Source organism: Marinobacter sp. P4B1 (assembly GCF_001447135.1).
Taxonomy (GTDB): Bacteria; Pseudomonadota; Gammaproteobacteria; order Pseudomonadales; family Oleiphilaceae; genus Marinobacter; species Marinobacter vinifirmus.
Genome location: NZ_LLXM01000015.1, coordinates 924,645 through 944,413, shown reverse-complemented (window position 1 = coordinate 944,413; position 19,769 = coordinate 924,645). Strand labels below are relative to the sequence as shown.

The window sequence follows — 19,769 nt, the reverse complement described above, 5'->3', positions numbered from 1 at the left end:
GTCAGCCCCGGCCTGCCGGGGCTAAGGCGTCATCACGCCAGACCTCGACCCGGTTGCGGCCGTTGGTCTTGGCGGCATACAGGGCTTCGTCGGCACGGCGCACCAGCTCCTGGCTACCCGCGCTGATGGCCGGGCGCATGGTGGCCACACCCACGCTGATGGTCAGCTCCACCGGTGTACCGCCCTGCCCGGAAGGAACGGGTTTACCCGCCACGGACTGGCGCATGCGCTCAGCCACCTGGCGGGCACCTTCGCCGTCTGTCGCCGGTAACAACACCGCAAACTCTTCCCCGCCATAGCGGGCTACCAGGTCGCTGGCGCGCAGAATCTCGCCCTGCAGGGTTGCTGCCAGCGAGACCAGGCAATCATCACCCACCAGGTGGCCAAAGCTGTCATTCACCTTTTTGAAGTGATCGATATCCAGCATCAGCAGGCTCAGCTCCTGGTCGTGGCGCATGGCCCGGTTCCACTCGATGTCCAGCTTGTCGTCAAAGCGCCGCCGGTTGGCGACCCGGGTCAGGCCATCGGTCAGGCTCATGGAGCGTAGCTGGTCGTTTGCCTGCTCCAGCTCCTCGGTGCGCTCCCGAACCCGGGTTTCGAGCATCAGGTTGGCTTCCCGCTGGATCTCCAGGGCATGCTCCTGGGCTTCCTGCCGGCGCCGGCGCTCCAGGTTGATGCGATAGGCCAGCGCCAGTGACAACACCACCACCTCGATAGCCACACCCACCTGGGGTGCTACCTCGATGGCCCGGTTGCTGGGAATCAACCCAAGCTTGGCCAACGCCAGTAACAGGTGGGCAATCAGCAGCGGTGTCCAGGCCACCACATAGAAACCGGCCAATACCTGCCCGCGCCGCCACACCAGCACACCCACCGCCCACGCCGCTGCCGTCACGAAGGCCGCCAGGGTGCTGATCAGGGCAATGGCGTACTGATAGGAACCCAGCAATCCGTAACCGATGGCGAACAGGCAGGCCATCAGCAATACCTGGAGTAACCGGTAAGCGCCCCGGCTGTATTGCCGCACCGACAGGAATTTCATGGTGAACACCAGGGCCAGCGACAGCCCCAGGGGAACCATAACAGCGGTCAGATACTGGTTGACCACCGGCAGGTCCGGCCAGAACCACTGGAACAGCAAGCCGTTGAAATTCAGCTGAACCAGGCCGGCACTCAGCACCGTGAGGACGTACCACAGATAAGTCGGGTAGCGAACAATGGCGAACAGAAACAGGTTGTACAGGGCCAGCGCCACCACAACACCAACGAACATGGCTTGCCAGCCATAGGCAATCTGCTCGTAGGCGAGGAATTCGGCCGACGGTGTGACTTTCACCGGTATCTGGATCGAACCCTGGGTTTTCACCCGCACCCAGGCGGTCACCGGTTCGGTATTGGAAGGCACCAGGAACACGAAGGTACGATGCTCTATCGGGCGGGAACGGAACGGCAGGGTATCGCCGGTATGCCAGGTTTCAACGATATTCCCGGCCTGCTCCCAATAAACAGATACTTCATCAAGCAGGGGATAGCCTACCTGCAGCAGCCGGTTACGGGGCTCGGGCGGAACCTCGATGCGCAACCAGAAGGTACCGTCGCTGAACCCGAGGTTCAGTACCGTATCGGCCTCGTGGGCCTGCCAGCGCTCCTTTGGCAGGCTGCGCACTCCGTCGATACCCAGTGAACCATCCGGCACGTCCAGCCATTGGAAGCCCACCGAGGCTGCCTGCGCTGCAACAGCACCCAGTGCCAGGAAAAGGCACAAAATGATTTGCAGAACAGCAGCGGAAAAGCCTTTCATTCAGGTTCGGAGTCCCGGTTGGTACGGTCAGGTATACTCTTCAGTCTAACCCGAAACCGGCACCGGATCCCTTATCATTAGGGGATAGCTCAGCACTACCACCCGCGAGGACAGCATGTCAGAACGAAAACGCCCTATAGAACCGGGCCGCTACCGGCATTACAAAGGCCAGGATTACGAAGTGATCGGCGTCGCCCGGCACAGCGAAACCGAGGAACCCCTGGTGGTGTACCGCTGCCTGTACGGCGACTACAGCCTGTGGGTAAGGCCCCTGGCCATGTTCCGTGAAACCGTGGAAGTGGCCGGCGAACAGGTACCGCGCTTTGCCCGGGTGGATGCTGACTGACCGTTACACAACCCCTTTGACTGATGCGGTCATTTCCTGCACATTAGCGCACTTTTCGTGCCGCCGGTGCCCAAAAAGTGCCGGTAAACCCAATATTCCTACCCGGAGTCTGCCATGAATGCCGTTGTTGCCGCGGTACTGATCATGCTCGTATTGAGCCTGTGCCGCATCCACGTTGTCGTTGCCCTGATCATCGGTGCCATTTCCGGTGGCCTGGTGGCCGGAATGTCCCTTGAAGACACCATCAATGCCTTCAACTCCGGCCTCGGTGGCGGCGCAACCGTGGCGTTGTCCTACGCCACCCTGGGCGCCTTCGCCGTGGCCATCGGCAAATCCGGCCTGGCCCACGCCCTGGCCGACAAAGCCCTGGCCATGGTAGGCCGCCAGGATGAAGGCGGCGCGGCCACCGGCATCCGCTTCATGATCATCGGCCTGCTGCTGGCCGTCGCCATTTCGTCCCAGAACATCCTGCCCATCCACATCGCCTTTATTCCCCTGGTGGTGCCACCGTTGCTGTTTGTCATGGCCAAGCTGCACATGGACCGCCGGCTGGTGGCCTGTGTACTCACCTTCGGCCTGATTACCCCGTACATGTTCCTGCCGGTAGGCTTCGGTGGTATCTACCTGAATGAAATCCTGCTCGCCAACGTGGCCGACAACGGCGTAGACGCCAGCGAACTGAACGTCATGTCCGCCATGGCCCTGCCAGCCCTGGGTATGTTCATCGGCCTGCTGATCGCGGTGTTCTTCAGCTACCGGGGTGGCCGGGGTTACGACATGAAACTCATCGAACGCACCGAGCGGGTGGATGTGAAATACAGCCCGAAAACCCTGATCATGGCGCTGGTGGCCATTGTGGTGGCATTCGTGGTTCAGCTCTGGCTCGGTTCGATGATCCTGGGCGCACTGGCCGGTTTTGTGCTGTTCAACATTTCCGGTGTGGTGAAGTGGAAAGAAGCCGATGACCTGTTCACCGAGGGCATGAAGATGCTGGCGATGATCGGCTTCATCATGATCGCCGCCAACGGCTTTGCCGAAGTCATGCGGGAAACCGGCGAGATCAAGAGCCTCGTAGAGGGCTCGGTTGCCGCTATCGGCGACAACAAGGCACTGGCTGCGCTGCTGATGCTGGTGGTGGGCCTGCTGATTACCATGGGTATCGGTTCGTCGTTCTCCACCATTCCCATCATCGCCGCCCTGTACGTGCCGCTGGCCTTGCAACTGGGTTTCAGCCCCCTGGCGATCGTCGCCCTGGTCGGTACCGCCGGTGCCCTGGGTGATGCGGGTTCACCAGCGTCTGATTCCACCCTCGGGCCAACTGCCGGCCTGAACGTGGACGGCCAGCACAACCACATCTGGGATACTGTGGTGCCTACGTTCCTGCACTACAACCTGCCGTTGCTCGCCTTCGGGTGGTTGGCCGCGATGGTGCTCTGACGCCGTTTTTGGAGCTTGCCGTCCTGATCGTAGCCTGCCTGTTTGGGGGGCATATTCTTGATCGTAGCCTGCTGGTTTTGGGGGCTGCGATGGGGTGGGTCAGGTTTTTTCCCTTGGAAATGCAACTCGCTGCGCTCAGACATCCATTTCCGGCGGAAAAAAACCTGACCCACCCCCTCACGTCGTACCAATGAGGGGTACGGAAGGAAAAGAAGAAAGAAGAAAAGAGAAAAAAGAAAGAAACCAAACCCTAATCAAACGATTTCCGTGCAGTCCGGCATAGAGGGTACGGGGGTGCTTTTCTGCAGGGAAAAAGATGTCTGAGCGAAGCGAGTTGTTTTTCCCGGAAGAAAAGCACCCCCGTGGCCTCTAACCCACCAAAACTGGCAGGCTAGGGCCCAAGCCAGACCTATTCTCCAGAGTCAGAGCCGGACTTAAAGAACACCACTTGCTTGACGGTATGGTCATCGGTGTTGCCCTTTTTGTTTACCCGCGTTTCGATTTCCGGGGCCTCGGGCTGGGGCTGGTCGGACAACGCATCGGTGTAGCCGCAGGCCACGCACTCGCGAACCTGGTCGCCGGCGTCGGTGGTGAACATGGTGATTTTGTCCATCTCGGCGCAGCGGGGGCACACGGCGCCGGCGATGAAGCGTTTCGGACTTGCCATAACGTTACTCCAGAAGAACACCCGGTTGCCGGTACGACAACCGGGGTGGTTTGTATCAGGCAGCTTCGTCCGTGATGCCGGTTTGTTTCAGCAGGGCATCCACCTGCGGTTCGCGGCCCCGGAAGGCTTTGAACAGTTCCATGGGCTCCTGCGAGCCGCCTTTTTCCAGGATGTTGTGCAGGAAGGCCTGGCCGGTTTCCGGGTCGAAGATGCCTTTCTCTTCGAACAGGGAGAAGGCATCCGCCGCCAGCACTTCCGCCCACTTGTAGCTGTAGTAGCCCGCGGCGTAACCGCCGGCGAAGATGTGGGAGAAGCCGTTGGGGAAGCGGTTGAATTCCGGCGACTGTACCACGGCAATGCCTTCGCGCACCTTGCGGTGCATGTCCAGCGGGTTGGTGGGGGCTTCGTCGGTGAATTCCGCATGCAGGCGGAAGTCGAACAGCGAGAATTCGAGCTGGCGCACCATGCCCATGCCGGACTGGAAGTTCTTGGCCGCCAGCAATTTCTGCAGCAGGTCTTCCGGCAGGGGTTCGCCGGTTTCGTGGTGGCTGGCGATCAGGGCCAGGGATTCCGGGTTCCAGCACCAGTTTTCCAGGAACTGGCTGGGCAGTTCCACCGCATCCCAGGCCACGCCGTTGATGCCGGATACGTCCATCACCTCCACCTGCGTGAGCATGTGGTGCAGGCCGTGGCCGAATTCGTGGAACAGGGTGGTGACTTCGTCGTGGGTCAGCAGCGACGGCTTGCCATCCACCGGCGGGGTGAAGTTACAGGTCAGGAACGCCACCGGCAGCTGCAGCTTGCCGCGCATATCGCGCCAGCGCACCCGGCAGTCGGCCATCCAGGCTCCGCCACGTTTACCCTGACGTGCGAACAGGTCGAGGTAGAACCAGGCGATGGGCTGGCCGTTGCGGCTGATGCAGTAGGCCTTGGCGTCTTCATGCCAGGTTTCTACGTCTGTGTGCTCTTCAATCTGCACATCAAACAGCTTCTCCGCCACCCGGAACAGGCCCGGCACCACCTTATCCACAGGGAACCAAGGCCGCAGGGTTTCCGGGGAAATGTCGTACTGCTTCTGGCGCAGCTTCTCGCTGTAGTAGCCGATGTCCCAGGCCTGCAAGTCGTCCACGCCGTGCTCGTCTTTCACAAACGCCTTCAGCTCGGCAATTTCCTTCTCCGCCTGCGGCTTGGACTTGGCCGCCAGCTGGTTCAGGAACTCCAGAACCTCGTCGGTACTGCGGGCCATCTTGGTGGCCAGGGAACGCTCGGCGTAGTTATCAAAACCCAGCAACTGAGCCAGCGCGTGCCGACGCTTGAGAATCTCCGCCATCACCGGCGTATTGTCCCACGTGGCCGCATCCGGGCCCTGATCGGAGGCGCGGGTGACAAAGGCCTCGTACACCTCCCGGCGCAGTTCCCGGTTATTGCAGTAAGTCATCACCGGGTAGAAGCTCGGGAAATCCAGGGTAATCACATAACCATCCAGCTCCTTCTGCCGGGCGGCCTGCTTCGCGCCTTCAATAGCCGTCTCCGGCAGGCCGGATAACTGGTCTACATCGGTAATATGCTTGAACCAGTGCTGGGTAGCATCCAGCACGTTGTCGCTGAACTTGTTGGACAACTCCGCCAGCTCCCGGGACAGATCCGCATAACGCTTCTTCTTGTCCTCCGGAAGATCCACACCACCCAGACGGAAATCCCGCAGAATGTTTTCAATGGACTTGCGCTGGGGCTCACTCAACTCCTTGAAATCCTCCCGTGCAGCCAGCTTCTTGTAGGCCTCGCACAGGGCACCGTTCTGGCTCACTTCCGTGCTGTACTCGGTCAGCTTCTCCAGGCAGTTCTTGTACACCTTGCGCAGGTCGTCGTTGTTCATCACACCATTAAGATGGGAAATCACCGACCAGGCGTTACTGAGCTTGTTCTCCAGCGCCTGCATGGGCTGGGCGAGGGTGTCCCAGGTGGGATCATCCTGCTGCGCCAGCTCCTGAATTTTCACGCGGTTTTCGCTGAGAATCTGGTCAATCGCCGTTTCCATGTGCTCGGTGCGGATGTGACCAAATTTCGGTAACAAATCATCTGTCAAAAGCGGGTTATTCATAGGTCCCCTTCTCAGCTGTCCGGGTTTAGGTTACTTTCAGGCAACTCCAATGCTTGGGGGAGTCTTTGGGAGGAGGGCTTTCCAAAAATTTGCGGAGCCATGGATGGCGGAGCAGAAGCGCCACAGGGATGTGCCGCAGGAGCGGTTTTTGGAAAGCCCTCCTCCCAAAGACTCCTTCCCCTCAATTCGAGGCCAGTCAAAAGGTATATGTAATGGCGAATGTACGAACTCACAAGGGTATCACACCACAATTTGGCGAACGCACCTGGGTAGACGAGAGTGCGGTAGTGATCGGAGACGTCCAAATGGGCGAAGACTGCTCCGTCTGGCCCATGACCGTCATCCGCGGCGACATGCACAAAATCCGCATCGGCGACCGCTGCAGCATCCAGGACGGCTCCGTACTGCACATCACCCACGCCAGCGACTTCAACCCCGGCGGCTGGCCGCTGATCCTCGGCGACGACGTCACCGTCGGCCACAAAGCCCTGCTGCACGGCTGCACCATCGGCAGCAGCGTACTGGTGGGTATGGGCTGTACCGTCATGGACGGCGCGGTAGTCGAAGACGAAGTGATTATCGGAGCGGGAACCCTGGTGCCCCCGGGCAAGCGACTGGAATCCGGCTACCTGTACGTGGGCTCTCCCTGCAAACAGGCCCGGGCCCTGAGCGACAAGGAAAAAACCTTCTTCAAATACACCGCGGCTAACTACGTGAAACTGAAAGATGAATACCTGAACGCCTCCGAATAACGCCTCATCAGTCGTTACGCAGCTCGTCGATCACGGGTGCGGTCTCAGGCCGCACCCCACGCCATACATAAAACGATTCTGCTGCCTGCTCCACCAGCATGCCCAGCCCGTCAAACACCCGGGTAGCACCGTTGTCCTGCGCCCACTGGTTGAAGGTGGTGGTCTGCAGGGAATACATCATGTCATACACCACCGTGTTGCCCGCCAGAATCGACGCCGGCACCGGCGGCAGGTCGCCCTGAAGGCTGGCGCTGGTGCCGTTGATCACCAGGTCAAACGCTCCGGTTGCCTGTTCGAAGCCGCAGGCAGAGAGTTCGGTATCACCAGCCTCACCGGCAAACAGCCGTACCAGCGCCTCGGCCTTGGCCACGGTGCGATTAGCGATGGTCAGACTGGCGGGCGCTTCCGCCAGAACCGGCCCAAGCACGCCCCGCACCGCACCGCCGGCACCCAGTACCAGAATGCGCATGCCTTTGAGGGCCACGCCGTGGTTGCGGGTTAGGTCCCGCACCAGGCCAACACCGTCGGTGTTGTCAGCCACCAGGGCATCGTCGGCATCCAGGTAGAGGGTGTTGGCGGCGCCGGCTTTTTCCGCCCGTGGTGTGCGATGCTCAGCCTGGGTCCAGGCCTGTTCCTTGAACGGAACCGTCACATTCAGGCCTTTGCCGCCGTGCTCGAAAAAGTGCCGTACCGTACCGGAAAAGTCCTCCAGCGGTGCCTGTATCGCGGTGTACTCCACCGGCTCGCCGGTCTGGCTGGCAAACAGGCTGTGAATACGGGGGGATTTGCTGTGGCTGATGGGGTTACCCACCACCGCATAGAGTTCATTTGTCATCGCTTTGCTCCAGCCAGTTCCGTCCGGTCAGGAAATAATCCGTCAAACGTGCCTCTTCGCTGCCCGGCTCCGGCTTCCGGTCGTAGTCCCAGCGCACCAGCGGCGGCAGTGACATCAGGATCGACTCGGTGCGCCCGCCAGACTGCAACCCGAACAGGGTGCCCCGGTCGTACACCAGGTTGAACTCCACATAGCGGCCACGGCGGTAAAGCTGGAATTCCCGCTCCCGCTCGCCCCAGGGGGTGTCCATCCGGCGCCGGACAATCGGCTCATAGGCTTCAATATAACTGTCGCCCACCGCCTGCATAAAGGCAAAGTCCTGCTCGAAATTTCCGGTGTTGTAATCATCGAAGAACAGGCCGCCCACGCCCCGCGGCTCCTGGCGATGCTTCAGGTAAAAGTAGTCGTCGCACCATTGCCTGAACTTCGGGTACACCTCGTCACCAAAGGGCTGGCAGGCATTGCGGGCCGTTTGATGCCAATGAACACAGTCCTCGTCAAAGCCGTAGTAAGGGGTCAGGTCGTAGCCGCCGCCAAACCAGTACACCGGCTCGCCGTCTTTTGGGGTAGCAATGAAAAAGCGCACGTTAGCGTGGGAGGTCGGCACATAGGGGTTCTCCGGGTGTATCACCAGTGATACACCCATGGCCTGCCAGGGGGCGCCAGCCAGGTGCGGGCGGTGGGCGGTGGCCGAGGCCGGCATGGTGTCGCCCATCACATGGGAGAAGTTCACCCCGCCTTTTTCAATCACACCGCCATCGGCCATCACCCGGCTGATACCACCGCCACCCTCCGGCCGGTCCCAGCTGTCACGAATGAAGGACGCACGGCCATCCACCGCTTCCAGCCTCTGGCAAATGCGTTCCTGGAGGCCCAGAAGGTATTCTTTTACGGCCCGGGTATCCGGCTGCTGTGACATGCTTGCTCCTAACGAAACTGTTTTCCGGTAACGATATCAATAATCCGGCTGGGTTTGCGGTTGCCGCCCAGGGCGCCGGGCACGATGCGGTCGAGCTGGTTGCCGAAATAGCGGCGCACCTGCCAGATGTTGCGGGCCGGCTGGCGGCCAGCCGGGTTGCAGGAAGTCGACACCAGCGGCATGCCTGTGGCCTCGCACAGGTCCCGAACCACCGGGTGGTCACTCACGCGCACAGCAATGGTGCTGTGCCGGCCACGCACCCAGTCCGGTATCTGTTCCAGCACATCCGGCACCAGGCAGGTGATCGGCCCGGGCCAGTGTTGCTCGGCTTCCCATTGCAACACCCGGGGCAGGGGGTCCAGCAGGAAGCGTACCTGCTCCACCGAGGCAGCCACCAGGATCATGCCCTTTTCCATGGGCCGCTGCTTGAGCTCCAGGATCCGCTCAACCGCATCCCGGTTCCAGGGATCGCAGCCCAGGCCCCAGACTGCTTCGGTAGGGTAGGCAATCACGCCACCGGCCAGCACAGTGCGCCGGGCACAGTGCAATTGCCAGGGGTTCAGGGAAGACTTCGCCGCCATAGTGAAACCGGTCAATCCACACAGATTATGGGTGATGATGCACCGGTCAGCCGGCTCTCAGGTAACCTCCCGGAGCCGAATGGGCCAGCCCTTCCAGTTCCAGTAACAACAGGGACTGCATCAGCTGGTCCGCTGGCAGGCCGGTGAGCTGGCTCAGTGCATCGGTAGATTGCGGATCATACCCCAAAGCCTCGAATACCGCGATTTCCCGGCTATCCAAACCGGCCAGCGCCGGCCCGTTATCCACAGTCGCCCCGGCCTCCGGTTGCGCCTGCATTGACCACCAGGTGCCCAGTTCTTCCAGGATGTCACCAGCGGTTTCCACCAGCCGGGCCCCCTGTTTGATCAACTGGTGGCAGCCCCGGGCTACCGGGCTGTGCACCGAACCGGGAATGGCGAACACTTCCCGACCCTGTTCCAGCGCGGTACGGGCCGTAATCAGCGAACCGCTCTTCAGGCTGGCCTCCACCACCAACACACCCCGGCTAAGGCCACTGATAATCCGGTTACGCTGAGGGAAGTAGGCGGCCCGGGCCTGGGTGCCGGGCGGGTATTCCGAGACAATCAGGCCGTTTTCGATAATCCGGTGTGCCAGCTGCCGGTGCTGGGCCGGATACAGCCGGTCGAGCCCGCAACCCACCACGGCCACGGTCGGGTGGCCGGCATCCAGGGCACCTGCATGGGCGGCACCATCAATCCCCAAAGCCAGGCCGCTGGTCACCAGCAAACCCCGCCGGCCCAGCTCGGCAGCGAACTTCCGGGCATGGTCCAGGCCCGTACGGGTGGCATTCCGACTGCCCACCACGCCGATCTGGTCCTGCAGCAACAAGCCGGTATCGCCCAGTGCATATAGAAGCATGGGCGCATCGTGTATCTGGCGCAGGGCTTCCGGGAAGTGGTCATGGTGCTGGCCGATCAACCGGATACCGTGCTGCCGGCATTGCGACCGGATTTGCATCAGTTCCGCCAGCACCGGGTGGGACAGGTCTTCGGCTTGCCAGCCATGGATCGCCGACATGGTTTCAGCCGACAGCCCCAGCGCTTTCAGGGTGGCCGGGTTCATCGACAAGACATCGGTCAGGCAGTCGGCATTGGCCAGCACCCGCTCGCGGGCACGGGTGGCAAAGCGGGGTAACAGGGAAAGCAGCAGCCACTGGTTGTCCAGCGACCGGTCAAGACTCGATACAGACATTTTTTCATCCTTGAAAACAACAATGGCCGGACACTCCGGTCCGGCCATTTTACCTCAGCACACAGGCCTGATCAGGCCCCGGCTTAAGGGTTAACTACCTTGTCGCCCACCGCCAGCGGACGGGTCGCCTTGAGAATCAGGCCGTAGCTCATCTTCTCGTAGGTCTGGAACACCATCAGCAGGCCAGCACGCTCGGACGGAAGCTCGATGGTTTCATTAGTAACCGGGTCACGCACCAGGTTGCCACTCTTGAGAATGGCCATCACGTTGCCAGGCTTCAGGCCTTCACGCTCGCCACGGTTGATCGCCACCACGTTGTACTGGCCAATCTGGTTTACACCGCCGTCTACCGAGATCATCACGCCTTCGATGTCCTGATCCGGAGAACTGGGCACAAAGTTGGTGGTCAGGCGACGGTCTTCGTTCACCAGCAGGCGGTCGCCAATGCGCACTTCCTCGCTGGACTTGTTCAGGTTAACGGTCAGGACGTCGCCGTCCTCAGCCGCAACGGTACCACGGGCAATGCTGCGGGCTTCCAGGCCCAGGAATTCGCCGGTTTCCGGGTCACGGAACTCCTTGCTGCGGCGGAACACACCCACGCGGTCTGCGGGCTTCTCGCCACGGGCGTAGATCTTGTCGCCGGCACCGGTAATGATGCGGCTGTCTTCACCTTCCAGCACGTAGGGCGCACCGTTCAGTTCTTCCGGCGACACAATGCGGGTATCGGTCAGGAAGCTGGCAATGGCATCCAGCGGGATGGCAGGAATGGGGGTATCGATGGCTTCAGAACGCACCTGGGGCGACAGCTTCACCACATCGCTGGTGGCTACCTTGGTGATGCGTGGCTTGCCGTCGATATACACCAGTGCCAGGCGATCGCCCGGGTAGATCAGATGAGGGTTGGCAACCTGCGGGTTCACGTGCCAGATTTCCGGCCAGTACCAGGGGTTATTCAGAAATCGCCCTGAAATGTCCCAAAGGGTATCCCCTTTAACGACAGTGTAACGCTCAGGATGATCAGCCCTGAACTCGGGTTCTGCATGGGCCCAGGAGGTAAACAGCAGCGCCGTGGCTGCCAGAGCGTACAACAGTTTCCTCATTGTCTGTATCCTTGATCGCGTGCCTAGAATCTATGCGTTAGGTAATGCCGCTGCGGTATGACGGCAGCTTATTACGTTGTTATTCCCGATACTATAGAAGAAGTCTGGCGATTTGTGATGTTATCTTTTGTTCTTCCAGTGAATTCTTTGGTTTCCCTGAAAGATTTTAGCTATCGACTGATCAGTTTGTACTCAATCGGTAATTTATCGGATAATACAGGCCAAGACGTTACTTCATGATAGGTTCATGAAGAAATTTTGCGCAGACCGCTGTCGCATTTCAGAGAAGCCAAGGCACTATGATTCTAGAAATTCTTGAGTATCCGGATCCCCGTCTTCGCACCATCGCCAAGCCGGTGAATGAGGTGACCGACGAAATCCGCACCCTGATCGACGATATGTTCGAGACCATGTACGATGCCCGCGGCATTGGCCTGGCGGCTACCCAAGTAGACGTGCACAAGCAGATCATCGTGATGGACCTGTCCGAAGACAAGAGCGAGCCCCGGGTATTCATCAACCCGAAGGTGGAAGTGCTGGACGGAGACCTGGAAGCCATGCAAGAAGGCTGCCTGTCGGTACCCGGCTTCTACGAAGACGTGAAGCGTATCGAACACTGCCGGATTACCGCCAAAGACCGTAACGGCGAAGAGTTCGTCCTTGAAGCCGAAGGCCTGCTGGCCGTGTGTATCCAGCATGAAATGGATCACCTGAACGGCAAGCTGTTTGTGGATTACCTCAGCTCGCTCAAGCGCAACCGCATTCGCAAGAAGCTGGAAAAGCTGCACAAGCAGAGCGCCTGAGACAATGGCTGAAGCATCGCCAGCGCAGAACTGAATTCAGACCGGGTTACGACCCGGTTTTTTCGTATCAACGACACAGAGAAGCAACCACCGTGCGCATTGTTTTTGCCGGAACACCGGATTTTGCCGCCATTGCCCTGAAGGCCCTGCTGGAAGCCGGCCATAATGTGGTGGGCGTATACAGCCAGCCCGACCGCCCTGCTGGCCGTGGCCGCAAACTCATGCCCAGCCCGGTCAAACAAGTGGCGCTGGATGCCGGCATTCCCGTGTTCCAGCCGGTCAGCCTGAAGCCCGAAGAGGCCCAACAGGAGCTGGCGGCACTGCAACCGGATGTGATGATCGTCGCCGCCTATGGCCTGATCCTGCCCAAAGCCGTGCTGGAGACCCCGACCCACGGTTGCCTGAACATCCACGCCTCCCTGTTGCCGCGCTGGCGCGGTGCCGCTCCGATCCAGCGGGCCATTGCCGCCGGCGATGCCGAAACCGGTATTACCATCATGCAGATGGATGAAGGCCTGGACACCGGTGCCATGCTGCTGAAAGTGAGCACTCCGATAAACGCCGACGACACCGGCGGCAGCCTGCACGACCGACTTGCCGACATGGGCGGCGAAGCCATCGTGGACGCACTGACCCGGCTGGCGCAAGGGGAGCTGACCGGAGAGCCCCAGGACGATGCCGACGCCAACTACGCCCACAAGCTGTCCAAGGAAGAAGGCCACATCGACTGGAGCCGCAGTGCCGCTGACATCGAGCGACTGATCCGCGCCTTCAACCCCTGGCCCGGCACGTTTACCGACCTGGGCGAACAACGGATCCGCATTCACCAGGCGACTGCGCTGGAGCAGGGCAGCGGCAAAGCTCCCGGCACGGTACTGAGCCGGGAGCGGGACGGCGTTGAGGTGGCCTGCGGCACCGGCAGCCTGAAAATCACCTCGGTCCAGTTGCCGGGCAGCAAAGCCCAGAGCATCAACGACCTGATCAACGGCGGCAAGCAGGTACTGTTGCCCGGCCAGGAGCTGAACTGACCATGGCCTACCAGCCCCTGCCATTTCGTGCCGTCGCCGCCAACGTGTTGCTGGCGGTGGAGAACGGCCAGTCACTGACACAATGCCTGCCGCCGGCCCTGAACCAGTTGCCGCCGGAGCAACGGCCCCAGCTGCAAGCCATATGCTACGGCACCTGCCGCTGGTTTCACCGGCTTGACGGCGAGCTGAACCAGCGCCTGAAAAAGCCCCTGCGCAAGCCGGACCGGGTGATTCACCACCTGATGCTGGTGGCCCTGTTCCAGCTGCGATTCAGCGAACAGGCCACCTATGCGGTGCTGAACGAAACCGTGGAAGCCTGCCGGGCGCTGGACAAGCCGCACCTGACCGGACTGGTCAACGGCGTATTGCGGGCGGCGGAAAGGGAAGGGGCGCCGGAGCCGAACGACGACAGCAGCCGCTACAGCCACCCGGTGTGGATGGTGGAAAAGCTGCGCCACAACTGGCCGGAAGACTGGCAGGCCATTCTGGACGCCAACAACACCCAGGCCCCCATGACCCTGCGGGTAAACGCCCTGCGTTTCCGCCGTGACGAATACCTGGATTTGCTGGCCGAGGCCGGTATCGAAGCCAGGCCAACCCGTTTTGCCCCCCACGGCATTCAGCTGGAACGCCCGGTACCGGTCGAGCGCCTGCCCTGGTTCGAAGACGGCGGTGCCAGCGTCCAGGACGAAGCCGCCCAGCTGTGTACCACCATGCTGGACCTGCAACCGGGCCAGCGGGTACTGGATGCCTGCGCTGCTCCCGGCGGCAAGACCTGCGCCATCCTGGAAGTCTGTGGCGAACTGGATGAAGTGGTCGCCATCGACGAATCCGCCGAGCGCCTGCCCCGGGTCCAGGAAAACCTCAACCGGCTGGACCTGCACGCCACCCTGAAACAGGCGGATGCCGCCGATATCGACAGCTGGTGGGACGGCGAGCCATTCGACCGCATCCTGCTGGACGTACCCTGCAGTGCCACCGGCGTAATCCGCCGGCACCCGGACATCAAACTGCTGCGCCGGGAGTCCGACATTGTGCCCCTGGCCAGCATCCAGCTTGGCCTGCTCGAGGCCATGTGGTCTATCCTGAAACCGGGTGGCCGGCTGGTGTATGCCACCTGTTCGGTGTTTCCCCAGGAGAACCACCGTATAATCCAGCGATTCCTCAAGCAGCAGGAACAGGCAACGCTGGTTCAGAACAATGCTGACTGGGGCCGCGACATGGACACCGGGCGCCAGCTGCTACCCGACCCGGACAGCCACGACGGCTTTTTCTATGCCGTGCTGGAGAAACCTGACGCATGAAAATCCTGATTCTCGGCGCCGGCCAGGTGGGCGGCACCCTCGCTGAAAACCTGGCCAACGAAGCCAACGACATCACCGTGGTGGACAACGACAGCGTGCGCCTGCGGGAACTGCAGGACCGGCTGGATATCCGCACCATGCACGGCCGGGCCTCGTACCCCACCATCCTGAAAGATGCCGGCGCCGAAGACGCCGACATGGTGATTGCGGTCACCAACAGCGATGAAACCAATATGGTGGCCTGCCAGGTCACCAAGCTGCTGTACAAGACCCCCACCACCATCTGCCGCGTGCGGGCCGGGGCGTATCTGGGCAAGCAGGAACTGTTCTATAACCGGGATACCGAAAAAGAACTGGACCGTTTGCGGGGCTTCCCGATTGATGTACTGATCAGCCCGGAACACCTGGTGACCCAGCACATAACCCGGCTGATCGAATATCCCGGCACCCTGCAGGTGCTGGAGTTCTCCAAGGGCCTGGCACGGCTGGTGGCCATTCGGGCGACCCAGGGTGGCCCGCTGGTCGGGCGGGAGCTGTCTTACCTGCGTACCCACATGCCCAAGATCGACACCCGGGTAGCGGCCATCTTCCGCAAAGACCGCGCCATCATGCCCCAGGGCGACACGGTGATCGAAGACGGCGACGAGGTGTTCTTCATTGCCGCCGCCGACCACATCCGCTCGGTGATGAGCGAACTGCAGCCGCTGTCCAAACCCTACAAGCGCATCTTTATCTGTGGTGGCGGCAACATCGGCTACCGCCTGGCCAACACTCTGGAAAGCCGCTACCAGGTCAAGATCCTGGAGCGGGACCACGAACGCTGTGTGATGCTGTCCGAGCGCCTGCAGAAAACCGTGGTGCTGGAAGGCAATGCCGCCAACAAGGACATCCTGCTGGAAGAAAACATCGAAAGCACCGATGTATTCTGTGCCGTCACCAACGACGACGAAGCCAACATCATGGCGTCGTTGCTGGCCAAGCGCCTGGGTGCCCGCAAGGTACTGACCCTGATCAACAACCCGGACTACGTAGACCTGATCCAGGGCGGCGACATCGACGTGGCGATTTCTCCCCAGCAGACCACCATCGGCAGCCTGCTCACCCACGTGCGCCGTGGCGACGTAGTAAATGTTCACTCACTCCGCCGGGGCGCGGCCGAGGCCATCGAAGCGATTGCCCATGGCGATCACCGCTCCTCCAAGGTGGTGGGCAAGCGGCTGGATGAAATCCACCTGCCGCCGGGCACCACCATCGGGGCCATCGTGCGCCATAACGAAGTGCTGATCGCCCACGACCACCTGCGGGTGCAGCCGGACGACCACGTGATCCTGTTCCTGGTGGACAAATCCCGCATCCGGGATGTCGAAAAACTGTTCCAGGTGGGCCTCACCTTCTTCTGATTGACCTCAGACAAAACAACACCCTGGCTGGCACTTAGAAATGCAGCGCCAGCCAGCGTATAATGCGCGTTTTCAAAATTCGGAGTGCTCCGTAACGCGGGGCGCCACACACAGACTGACCAGCAGGCAAACGTCGTGACAGACAAGGCAACCAACAACTCCGCGCCGGATATCAAGACCTTCCAGGGTCTGATCCTGGCATTGCAGAATTTCTGGGCGCAGCACGGCTGCGTGGTTCTCCAGCCCCTCGACATGGAAGTGGGCGCCGGTACTTTCCACCCGGCCACGTTCCTGCGATCCATCGGCCCGGAAACCTGGAACTCCGCCTACGTTCAGCCCAGCCGCCGCCCCACCGACGGCCGCTACGGCGAAAACCCCAACCGCCTGCAGCATTACTACCAGTTCCAGGTAGTGCTTAAGCCGTCACCGGACAACATCCAGGAGCTGTACCTGGATTCCCTGCGTGCCCTGGGCCTGGACCCGCTGGTGCACGACATCCGCTTTGTCGAAGACAACTGGGAATCCCCGACACTGGGCGCCTGGGGCCTGGGCTGGGAAATCTGGCTGAACGGCATGGAAGTCACCCAGTTTACCTACTTCCAGCAAGTGGGCGGCCTGGAATGCTATCCCGTCACCGGCGAGCTGACCTACGGCCTTGAGCGCATCGCCATGTACATCCAGGGCGTGGACAGCGTGTACGACCTGGTCTGGACCAACGGCCCGGATGGCGTGGTCACCTACGGCGACGTGTTCCACCAGCAAGAGGTGGAGATGTCCACCTACAACTTCGAACACGCCGACACCGAGTTCCTGTTCCACAGCTTCGATGTGTACGAGCGGGAAAGCGCCCGCCTGATCGAAGCCGGCCTGCCGCTGCCCGCCTACGAGCAGGTACTCAAGGCCTCCCACACTTTCAACCTGCTGGACGCCCGCCACGCCATTTCCGTGACCGAGCGCCAGCGTTTCATCCTGCGCGTACGCACCCTGGCACGTTCAGTCGCCCAGGCCTACTTCGAAAGCCGCCGCAAGCTGGGCTTCCCGCTGGCTCCGGAGCATCTCCGCAAGGAAGTACTGGCCGCCGCTGAAGCCGCCGACGCCAAGGCCAGCAAGAAGGGCAAGAAAGCCAACAAGGCACCGCAGGAACAGGGGAACGCATAATCATGGCAACACAGGATTTTCTGGTCGAACTGGGTACCGAGGAACTGCCTCCGAAAGCCCTCAAGCCACTGTCTGACGCCTTCACCCAGGGCATTGTCAAAGGCCTGGAAGAAGCTGGCGTAGAATTCGGTGCCGTGGAAAGCTTTGCGGCCCCACGCCGCCTGGCCGTGCGCATCCGTAACCTGGCCGATGCCCAGCCTGACAAGGCGGTCGAAAAACGCGGCCCGGCCGTCAAAGCCGCCTTCGACGACTCCGGCAACCCAACCCGTGCCCTGACCGGCTTTGCCACCTCCCTGGGCATTACCCCGGATCAGCTCGACACCCTGGAAACCGACAAGGGCGCCTGGCTGTTGTATCGCACCGTCGAAAAGGGCAAGCCCACCGTCGAACTGATGCCCGAGCTGGTGGAGAAATCCCTGGCCGCACTGCCCATTCCCAAGCGCATGCGCTGGGGTGCCGGCAAAACCGAGTTCGTACGCCCGGTACACTGGTTGGTACAGCTTTACGGCAACACCGTGATTGAAACCCCGGTGATGAACCTGAAGCCCGGCAACAAAACCCGCGGCCACCGGTTCCACTGCCCGAAAGAGCTGATTGTACCGACCCCGGCCGACTACGAAGTGGTGCTGAAGCAAGAAGGCTACGTACTGGCCGACTTTGCCGAGCGCCGCGAGCAGATCCGTGCCGGTGTCAACGCCCTGGCCGAGAAAGAAGCCAACGGCAAGGCCGTGATCGATGAAGACCTGCTGGACGAAGTCACCGCGCTGAACGAGTGGCCGGTACCGCTGATGGGCCGCTTTGAAGACCGCTTCCTGGAAGTCCCGGCCGAAGCGCTGATCTCTTCCATGAAGGAGCACCAGAAGTACTTCCACGTGGTGGATGCCAGCGGCAACATGCTGCCGCTATTCATCACCGTGGCCAACCTGGAAAGTAAAGATCCTTCACAGGTGATCTCCGGTAACGAGAAAGTGATCCGCCCGCGCCTCTCGGATGCCGCCTTCTTTTACGAGACCGACCGCAAGACCAGGCTGGAAGACCGCATCGAGGCCCTCAAGCCCATCGTGTTCCAGGACAAGCTCGGCAGTATTTACGACAAATCCGTGCGGGTAGCGGCCCTGGCGAAGAAAATTGCCGAGGCGATCAACAGCGATCCGGCCCTGGCCGAACGTGCCGCCATGCTGGCCAAGACCGACCTGGTGACCGAAATGGTGCTGGAGTTCACCGACCTTCAGGGCATCATGGGCCAGTACTACGCCGCCAACGATGGTGAGCACGAAGACGTCGCCAAGGCCCTGAACGAGCAGTACATGCCGCGCTTTGCCGGCGACGACCTGCCCACCACCCTGACCGGTTGTGCCGTGGCCATCGCTGACCGTATCGACTCGCTGGTAGGCCTGTTCGGCATCAACCAGCCACCGTCCGGCACCCGCGACCCGTTCGCCCTGCGCCGGGCTTCTCTGGGTGTGCTGCGCATCATCATCGAGCGCCAGCTGCCGCTGGACCTGCAGACCGTATGCGAGTGGGCCGAGCAGAACTTCACCGTGCTGACCGAGAACAACACCGCCAGCACCGTAGTGGACTACATGCTTGACCGCTTCCGCGCCCATTACGACGAGCAGGGCATTGGCGCTGAAGTGTACCTGGCCGTACACGCCCGCCGCCCGACCCGCCCGCTGGACTTCGACCGCCGGGTAAAAGCGGTGGAAGCCTTCCGCCAGCTGCCGGAAGCCCAGGCCCTGGCCGGCGCCAACAAGCGGGTGTCCAACATCCTCACCAAGCAGGGTGGCGACAGCATCGGCGAGGCTGTGGATAACTCACTGCTGCAGGATGCCGCCGAAAAGAACCTGGCCGCCAGGGTAGAAGAGCAGGCGCAGAAAGTACTGCCGCTGTTCGAACAGGGCGACTACGCCAGCGCGCTGACCTCCCTGGCCAGCCTGCGCGAGCCGGTAGACACCTTCTTTGACGAAGTCATGGTGATGGCAGACGACGAGGCCGTGCGCAACAACCGCCTGGCCCTGCTTAACCGCCTGCGCAACCTGTTCCTGCGGGTAGCCGACATTTCCCTGCTGCCAACCGCAGGCTGAAGGGCGGCTCCGCAGTTGTACGGATAATTTTCCCCAAGGATGGGGGTAGTAAAACGGCCGGCAATCCGTATAATACCGGCCGTTGATCGGCGTGTAGCGCAGCTTGGTAGCGCACTTCGTTCGGGACGAAGGGGTCGGAGGTTCGAATCCTCTCACGCCGACCATTTTCCCTCCTTTTTGTGTTTCCAAAGATTGATTCCTTACGGGCTCCACCGCCCGAAGCCCCTGAATTTCTGTATCCTTGATAAGTCTGCTAATGTT

17 protein-coding genes and 1 tRNA gene are annotated in these 19,769 nt (G+C 61.1%); 10 read left to right on the top strand and 8 right to left on the bottom strand.

Features of this window, described 5'->3' with window-relative positions:
- Position 1: 1 nt before the first annotated feature.
- Positions 2–1,801: a sensor domain-containing diguanylate cyclase gene (locus AQ621_RS15850; RefSeq protein WP_227508368.1), complete on the bottom strand. Its 1,800-nt coding sequence runs from the start codon at positions 1,799–1,801 to the stop codon at positions 2–4.
- Positions 1,802–1,916: 115 nt separating this feature from the next.
- On the opposite strand from AQ621_RS15850, the gene AQ621_RS15845 reads away from it, so the two are divergent.
- Both AQ621_RS15845 and AQ621_RS15840 read left to right on the top strand, forming a co-directional pair.
- Positions 1,917–2,147 (top strand): DUF1653 domain-containing protein, encoded by a 231-nt coding sequence (locus AQ621_RS15845; RefSeq protein WP_058342215.1) that lies wholly within the window; start codon positions 1,917–1,919, stop codon positions 2,145–2,147.
- Positions 2,148–2,261: 114 nt separating this feature from the next.
- Positions 2,262–3,584 carry a Na+/H+ antiporter family protein gene (locus AQ621_RS15840; RefSeq protein ID WP_058342214.1) on the top strand — a complete coding sequence of 441 codons (1,323 nt, stop codon included), beginning with the start codon at positions 2,262–2,264 and terminating at the stop codon, positions 3,582–3,584.
- A 409-nt stretch (positions 3,585–3,993) separates the two neighbouring features.
- Here AQ621_RS15840 and AQ621_RS15830 read toward each other — a convergent pair whose 3' ends face one another.
- Both AQ621_RS15830 and prlC read right to left on the bottom strand, forming a co-directional pair.
- On the bottom strand, positions 3,994–4,251 hold the full coding sequence (locus AQ621_RS15830) for a YheV family putative zinc ribbon protein (protein ID WP_058342213.1): 258 nt from the start codon (positions 4,249–4,251) through the stop codon (positions 3,994–3,996).
- A 55-nt stretch (positions 4,252–4,306) separates the two neighbouring features.
- Positions 4,307–6,352, bottom strand: a complete 2,046-nt coding sequence (gene prlC, locus AQ621_RS15825) for an oligopeptidase A (RefSeq protein ID WP_058342212.1) — start codon at positions 6,350–6,352, stop codon at positions 4,307–4,309.
- A gap of 212 nt (positions 6,353–6,564) precedes the next feature.
- On the opposite strand from prlC, the gene AQ621_RS15820 reads away from it, so the two are divergent.
- The gene (locus AQ621_RS15820; protein WP_058342211.1) at positions 6,565–7,104 is read left to right on the top strand and encodes a gamma carbonic anhydrase family protein; all 540 of its coding nucleotides are present in this window, start codon (positions 6,565–6,567) and stop codon (positions 7,102–7,104) included.
- 7 nt (positions 7,105–7,111) lie between these two features.
- Here AQ621_RS15820 and aroE read toward each other — a convergent pair whose 3' ends face one another.
- The 5 genes from aroE to AQ621_RS15795 form a co-directional block, all read right to left on the bottom strand.
- The gene (aroE, locus tag AQ621_RS15815) at positions 7,112–7,939 is read right to left on the bottom strand and encodes a shikimate dehydrogenase (RefSeq protein WP_058342210.1); all 828 of its coding nucleotides are present in this window, start codon (positions 7,937–7,939) and stop codon (positions 7,112–7,114) included.
- Positions 7,929–8,858 carry an oxygen-dependent coproporphyrinogen oxidase gene (gene hemF, locus AQ621_RS15810; protein WP_058342209.1) on the bottom strand — a complete coding sequence of 310 codons (930 nt, stop codon included), beginning with the start codon at positions 8,856–8,858 and terminating at the stop codon, positions 7,929–7,931. The genes aroE and hemF overlap by 11 nt, the downstream gene beginning before the upstream one ends.
- 8 nt (positions 8,859–8,866) lie before the next feature.
- Positions 8,867–9,439 carry an L-threonylcarbamoyladenylate synthase type 1 TsaC gene (locus tag AQ621_RS15805; protein ID WP_058342208.1) on the bottom strand — a complete coding sequence of 191 codons (573 nt, stop codon included), beginning with the start codon at positions 9,437–9,439 and terminating at the stop codon, positions 8,867–8,869.
- 46 nt (positions 9,440–9,485) lie between these two features.
- A complete protein-coding gene (dprA, locus tag AQ621_RS15800) occupies positions 9,486–10,631 on the bottom strand; it encodes a DNA-processing protein DprA (RefSeq protein ID WP_227508367.1) in 1,146 nt (381 codons plus the stop codon).
- 83 nt (positions 10,632–10,714) lie between these two features.
- Entirely contained in the window at positions 10,715–11,731 is a 1,017-nt protein-coding gene (locus AQ621_RS15795) for a LysM peptidoglycan-binding domain-containing protein (protein ID WP_022990435.1), read from the bottom strand.
- Positions 11,732–12,030: 299 nt separating this feature from the next.
- Here AQ621_RS15795 and def point away from each other — a divergent pair, with 299 nt between their 5' ends.
- From def to AQ621_RS15760, 7 genes are all read left to right on the top strand, one after another.
- Positions 12,031–12,534 carry a peptide deformylase gene (def, locus tag AQ621_RS15790; RefSeq protein ID WP_058342206.1) on the top strand — a complete coding sequence of 168 codons (504 nt, stop codon included), beginning with the start codon at positions 12,031–12,033 and terminating at the stop codon, positions 12,532–12,534.
- Between the two features lie 92 nt (positions 12,535–12,626).
- A complete protein-coding gene (gene fmt, locus AQ621_RS15785; protein WP_058342205.1) occupies positions 12,627–13,562 on the top strand; it encodes a methionyl-tRNA formyltransferase in 936 nt (311 codons plus the stop codon).
- A 2-nt stretch (positions 13,563–13,564) separates the two neighbouring features.
- Complete coding sequence (rsmB, locus tag AQ621_RS15780; RefSeq protein ID WP_058342204.1) at positions 13,565–14,866, top strand: 16S rRNA (cytosine(967)-C(5))-methyltransferase RsmB; 1,302 nt, start codon at positions 13,565–13,567, stop codon at positions 14,864–14,866.
- Positions 14,863–16,266 (top strand): Trk system potassium transporter TrkA, encoded by a 1,404-nt coding sequence (trkA, locus tag AQ621_RS15775; RefSeq protein ID WP_058342203.1) that lies wholly within the window; start codon positions 14,863–14,865, stop codon positions 16,264–16,266. The genes rsmB and trkA overlap by 4 nt, the downstream gene beginning before the upstream one ends.
- A gap of 135 nt (positions 16,267–16,401) precedes the next feature.
- The gene (gene glyQ, locus AQ621_RS15770) at positions 16,402–17,424 is read left to right on the top strand and encodes a glycine--tRNA ligase subunit alpha (protein WP_022990430.1); all 1,023 of its coding nucleotides are present in this window, start codon (positions 16,402–16,404) and stop codon (positions 17,422–17,424) included.
- Positions 17,425–17,426: 2 nt separating this feature from the next.
- The gene (glyS, locus tag AQ621_RS15765; RefSeq protein WP_058342202.1) at positions 17,427–19,508 is read left to right on the top strand and encodes a glycine--tRNA ligase subunit beta; all 2,082 of its coding nucleotides are present in this window, start codon (positions 17,427–17,429) and stop codon (positions 19,506–19,508) included.
- Between the two features lie 87 nt (positions 19,509–19,595).
- A tRNA-Pro gene (locus tag AQ621_RS15760) sits at positions 19,596–19,672 on the top strand.
- The last annotated feature ends 97 nt before the right edge of the window (positions 19,673–19,769 follow it).

What these genes read in the sequence shown, in the direction of transcription:
- AQ621_RS15850 (WP_227508368.1), bottom strand. Translation starts at nt 1,801, where the DNA reads ATGAAAGGCTTTTCCGCTGCTGTTCTGCAAATCATTTTGTGCCTTTTC.
- AQ621_RS15845 (WP_058342215.1), top strand. Translation starts at nt 1,917, where the DNA reads ATGTCAGAACGAAAACGCCCTATAGAACCGGGCCGCTACCGGCATTAC.
- AQ621_RS15840 (WP_058342214.1), top strand. Translation starts at nt 2,262, where the DNA reads ATGAATGCCGTTGTTGCCGCGGTACTGATCATGCTCGTATTGAGCCTG.
- AQ621_RS15830 (WP_058342213.1), bottom strand. Translation starts at nt 4,251, where the DNA reads ATGGCAAGTCCGAAACGCTTCATCGCCGGCGCCGTGTGCCCCCGCTGC.
- prlC (WP_058342212.1), bottom strand. Translation starts at nt 6,352, where the DNA reads ATGAATAACCCGCTTTTGACAGATGATTTGTTACCGAAATTTGGTCAC.
- AQ621_RS15820 (WP_058342211.1), top strand. Translation starts at nt 6,565, where the DNA reads ATGGCGAATGTACGAACTCACAAGGGTATCACACCACAATTTGGCGAA.
- aroE (WP_058342210.1), bottom strand. Translation starts at nt 7,939, where the DNA reads ATGACAAATGAACTCTATGCGGTGGTGGGTAACCCCATCAGCCACAGC.
- hemF (WP_058342209.1), bottom strand. Translation starts at nt 8,858, where the DNA reads ATGTCACAGCAGCCGGATACCCGGGCCGTAAAAGAATACCTTCTGGGC.
- AQ621_RS15805 (WP_058342208.1), bottom strand. Translation starts at nt 9,439, where the DNA reads ATGGCGGCGAAGTCTTCCCTGAACCCCTGGCAATTGCACTGTGCCCGG.
- dprA (WP_227508367.1), bottom strand. Translation starts at nt 10,631, where the DNA reads ATGTCTGTATCGAGTCTTGACCGGTCGCTGGACAACCAGTGGCTGCTG.
- AQ621_RS15795 (WP_022990435.1), bottom strand. Translation starts at nt 11,731, where the DNA reads ATGAGGAAACTGTTGTACGCTCTGGCAGCCACGGCGCTGCTGTTTACC.
- def (WP_058342206.1), top strand. Translation starts at nt 12,031, where the DNA reads ATGATTCTAGAAATTCTTGAGTATCCGGATCCCCGTCTTCGCACCATC.
- rsmB (WP_058342204.1), top strand. Translation starts at nt 13,565, where the DNA reads ATGGCCTACCAGCCCCTGCCATTTCGTGCCGTCGCCGCCAACGTGTTG.
- trkA (WP_058342203.1), top strand. Translation starts at nt 14,863, where the DNA reads ATGAAAATCCTGATTCTCGGCGCCGGCCAGGTGGGCGGCACCCTCGCT.
- glyS (WP_058342202.1), top strand. Translation starts at nt 17,427, where the DNA reads ATGGCAACACAGGATTTTCTGGTCGAACTGGGTACCGAGGAACTGCCT.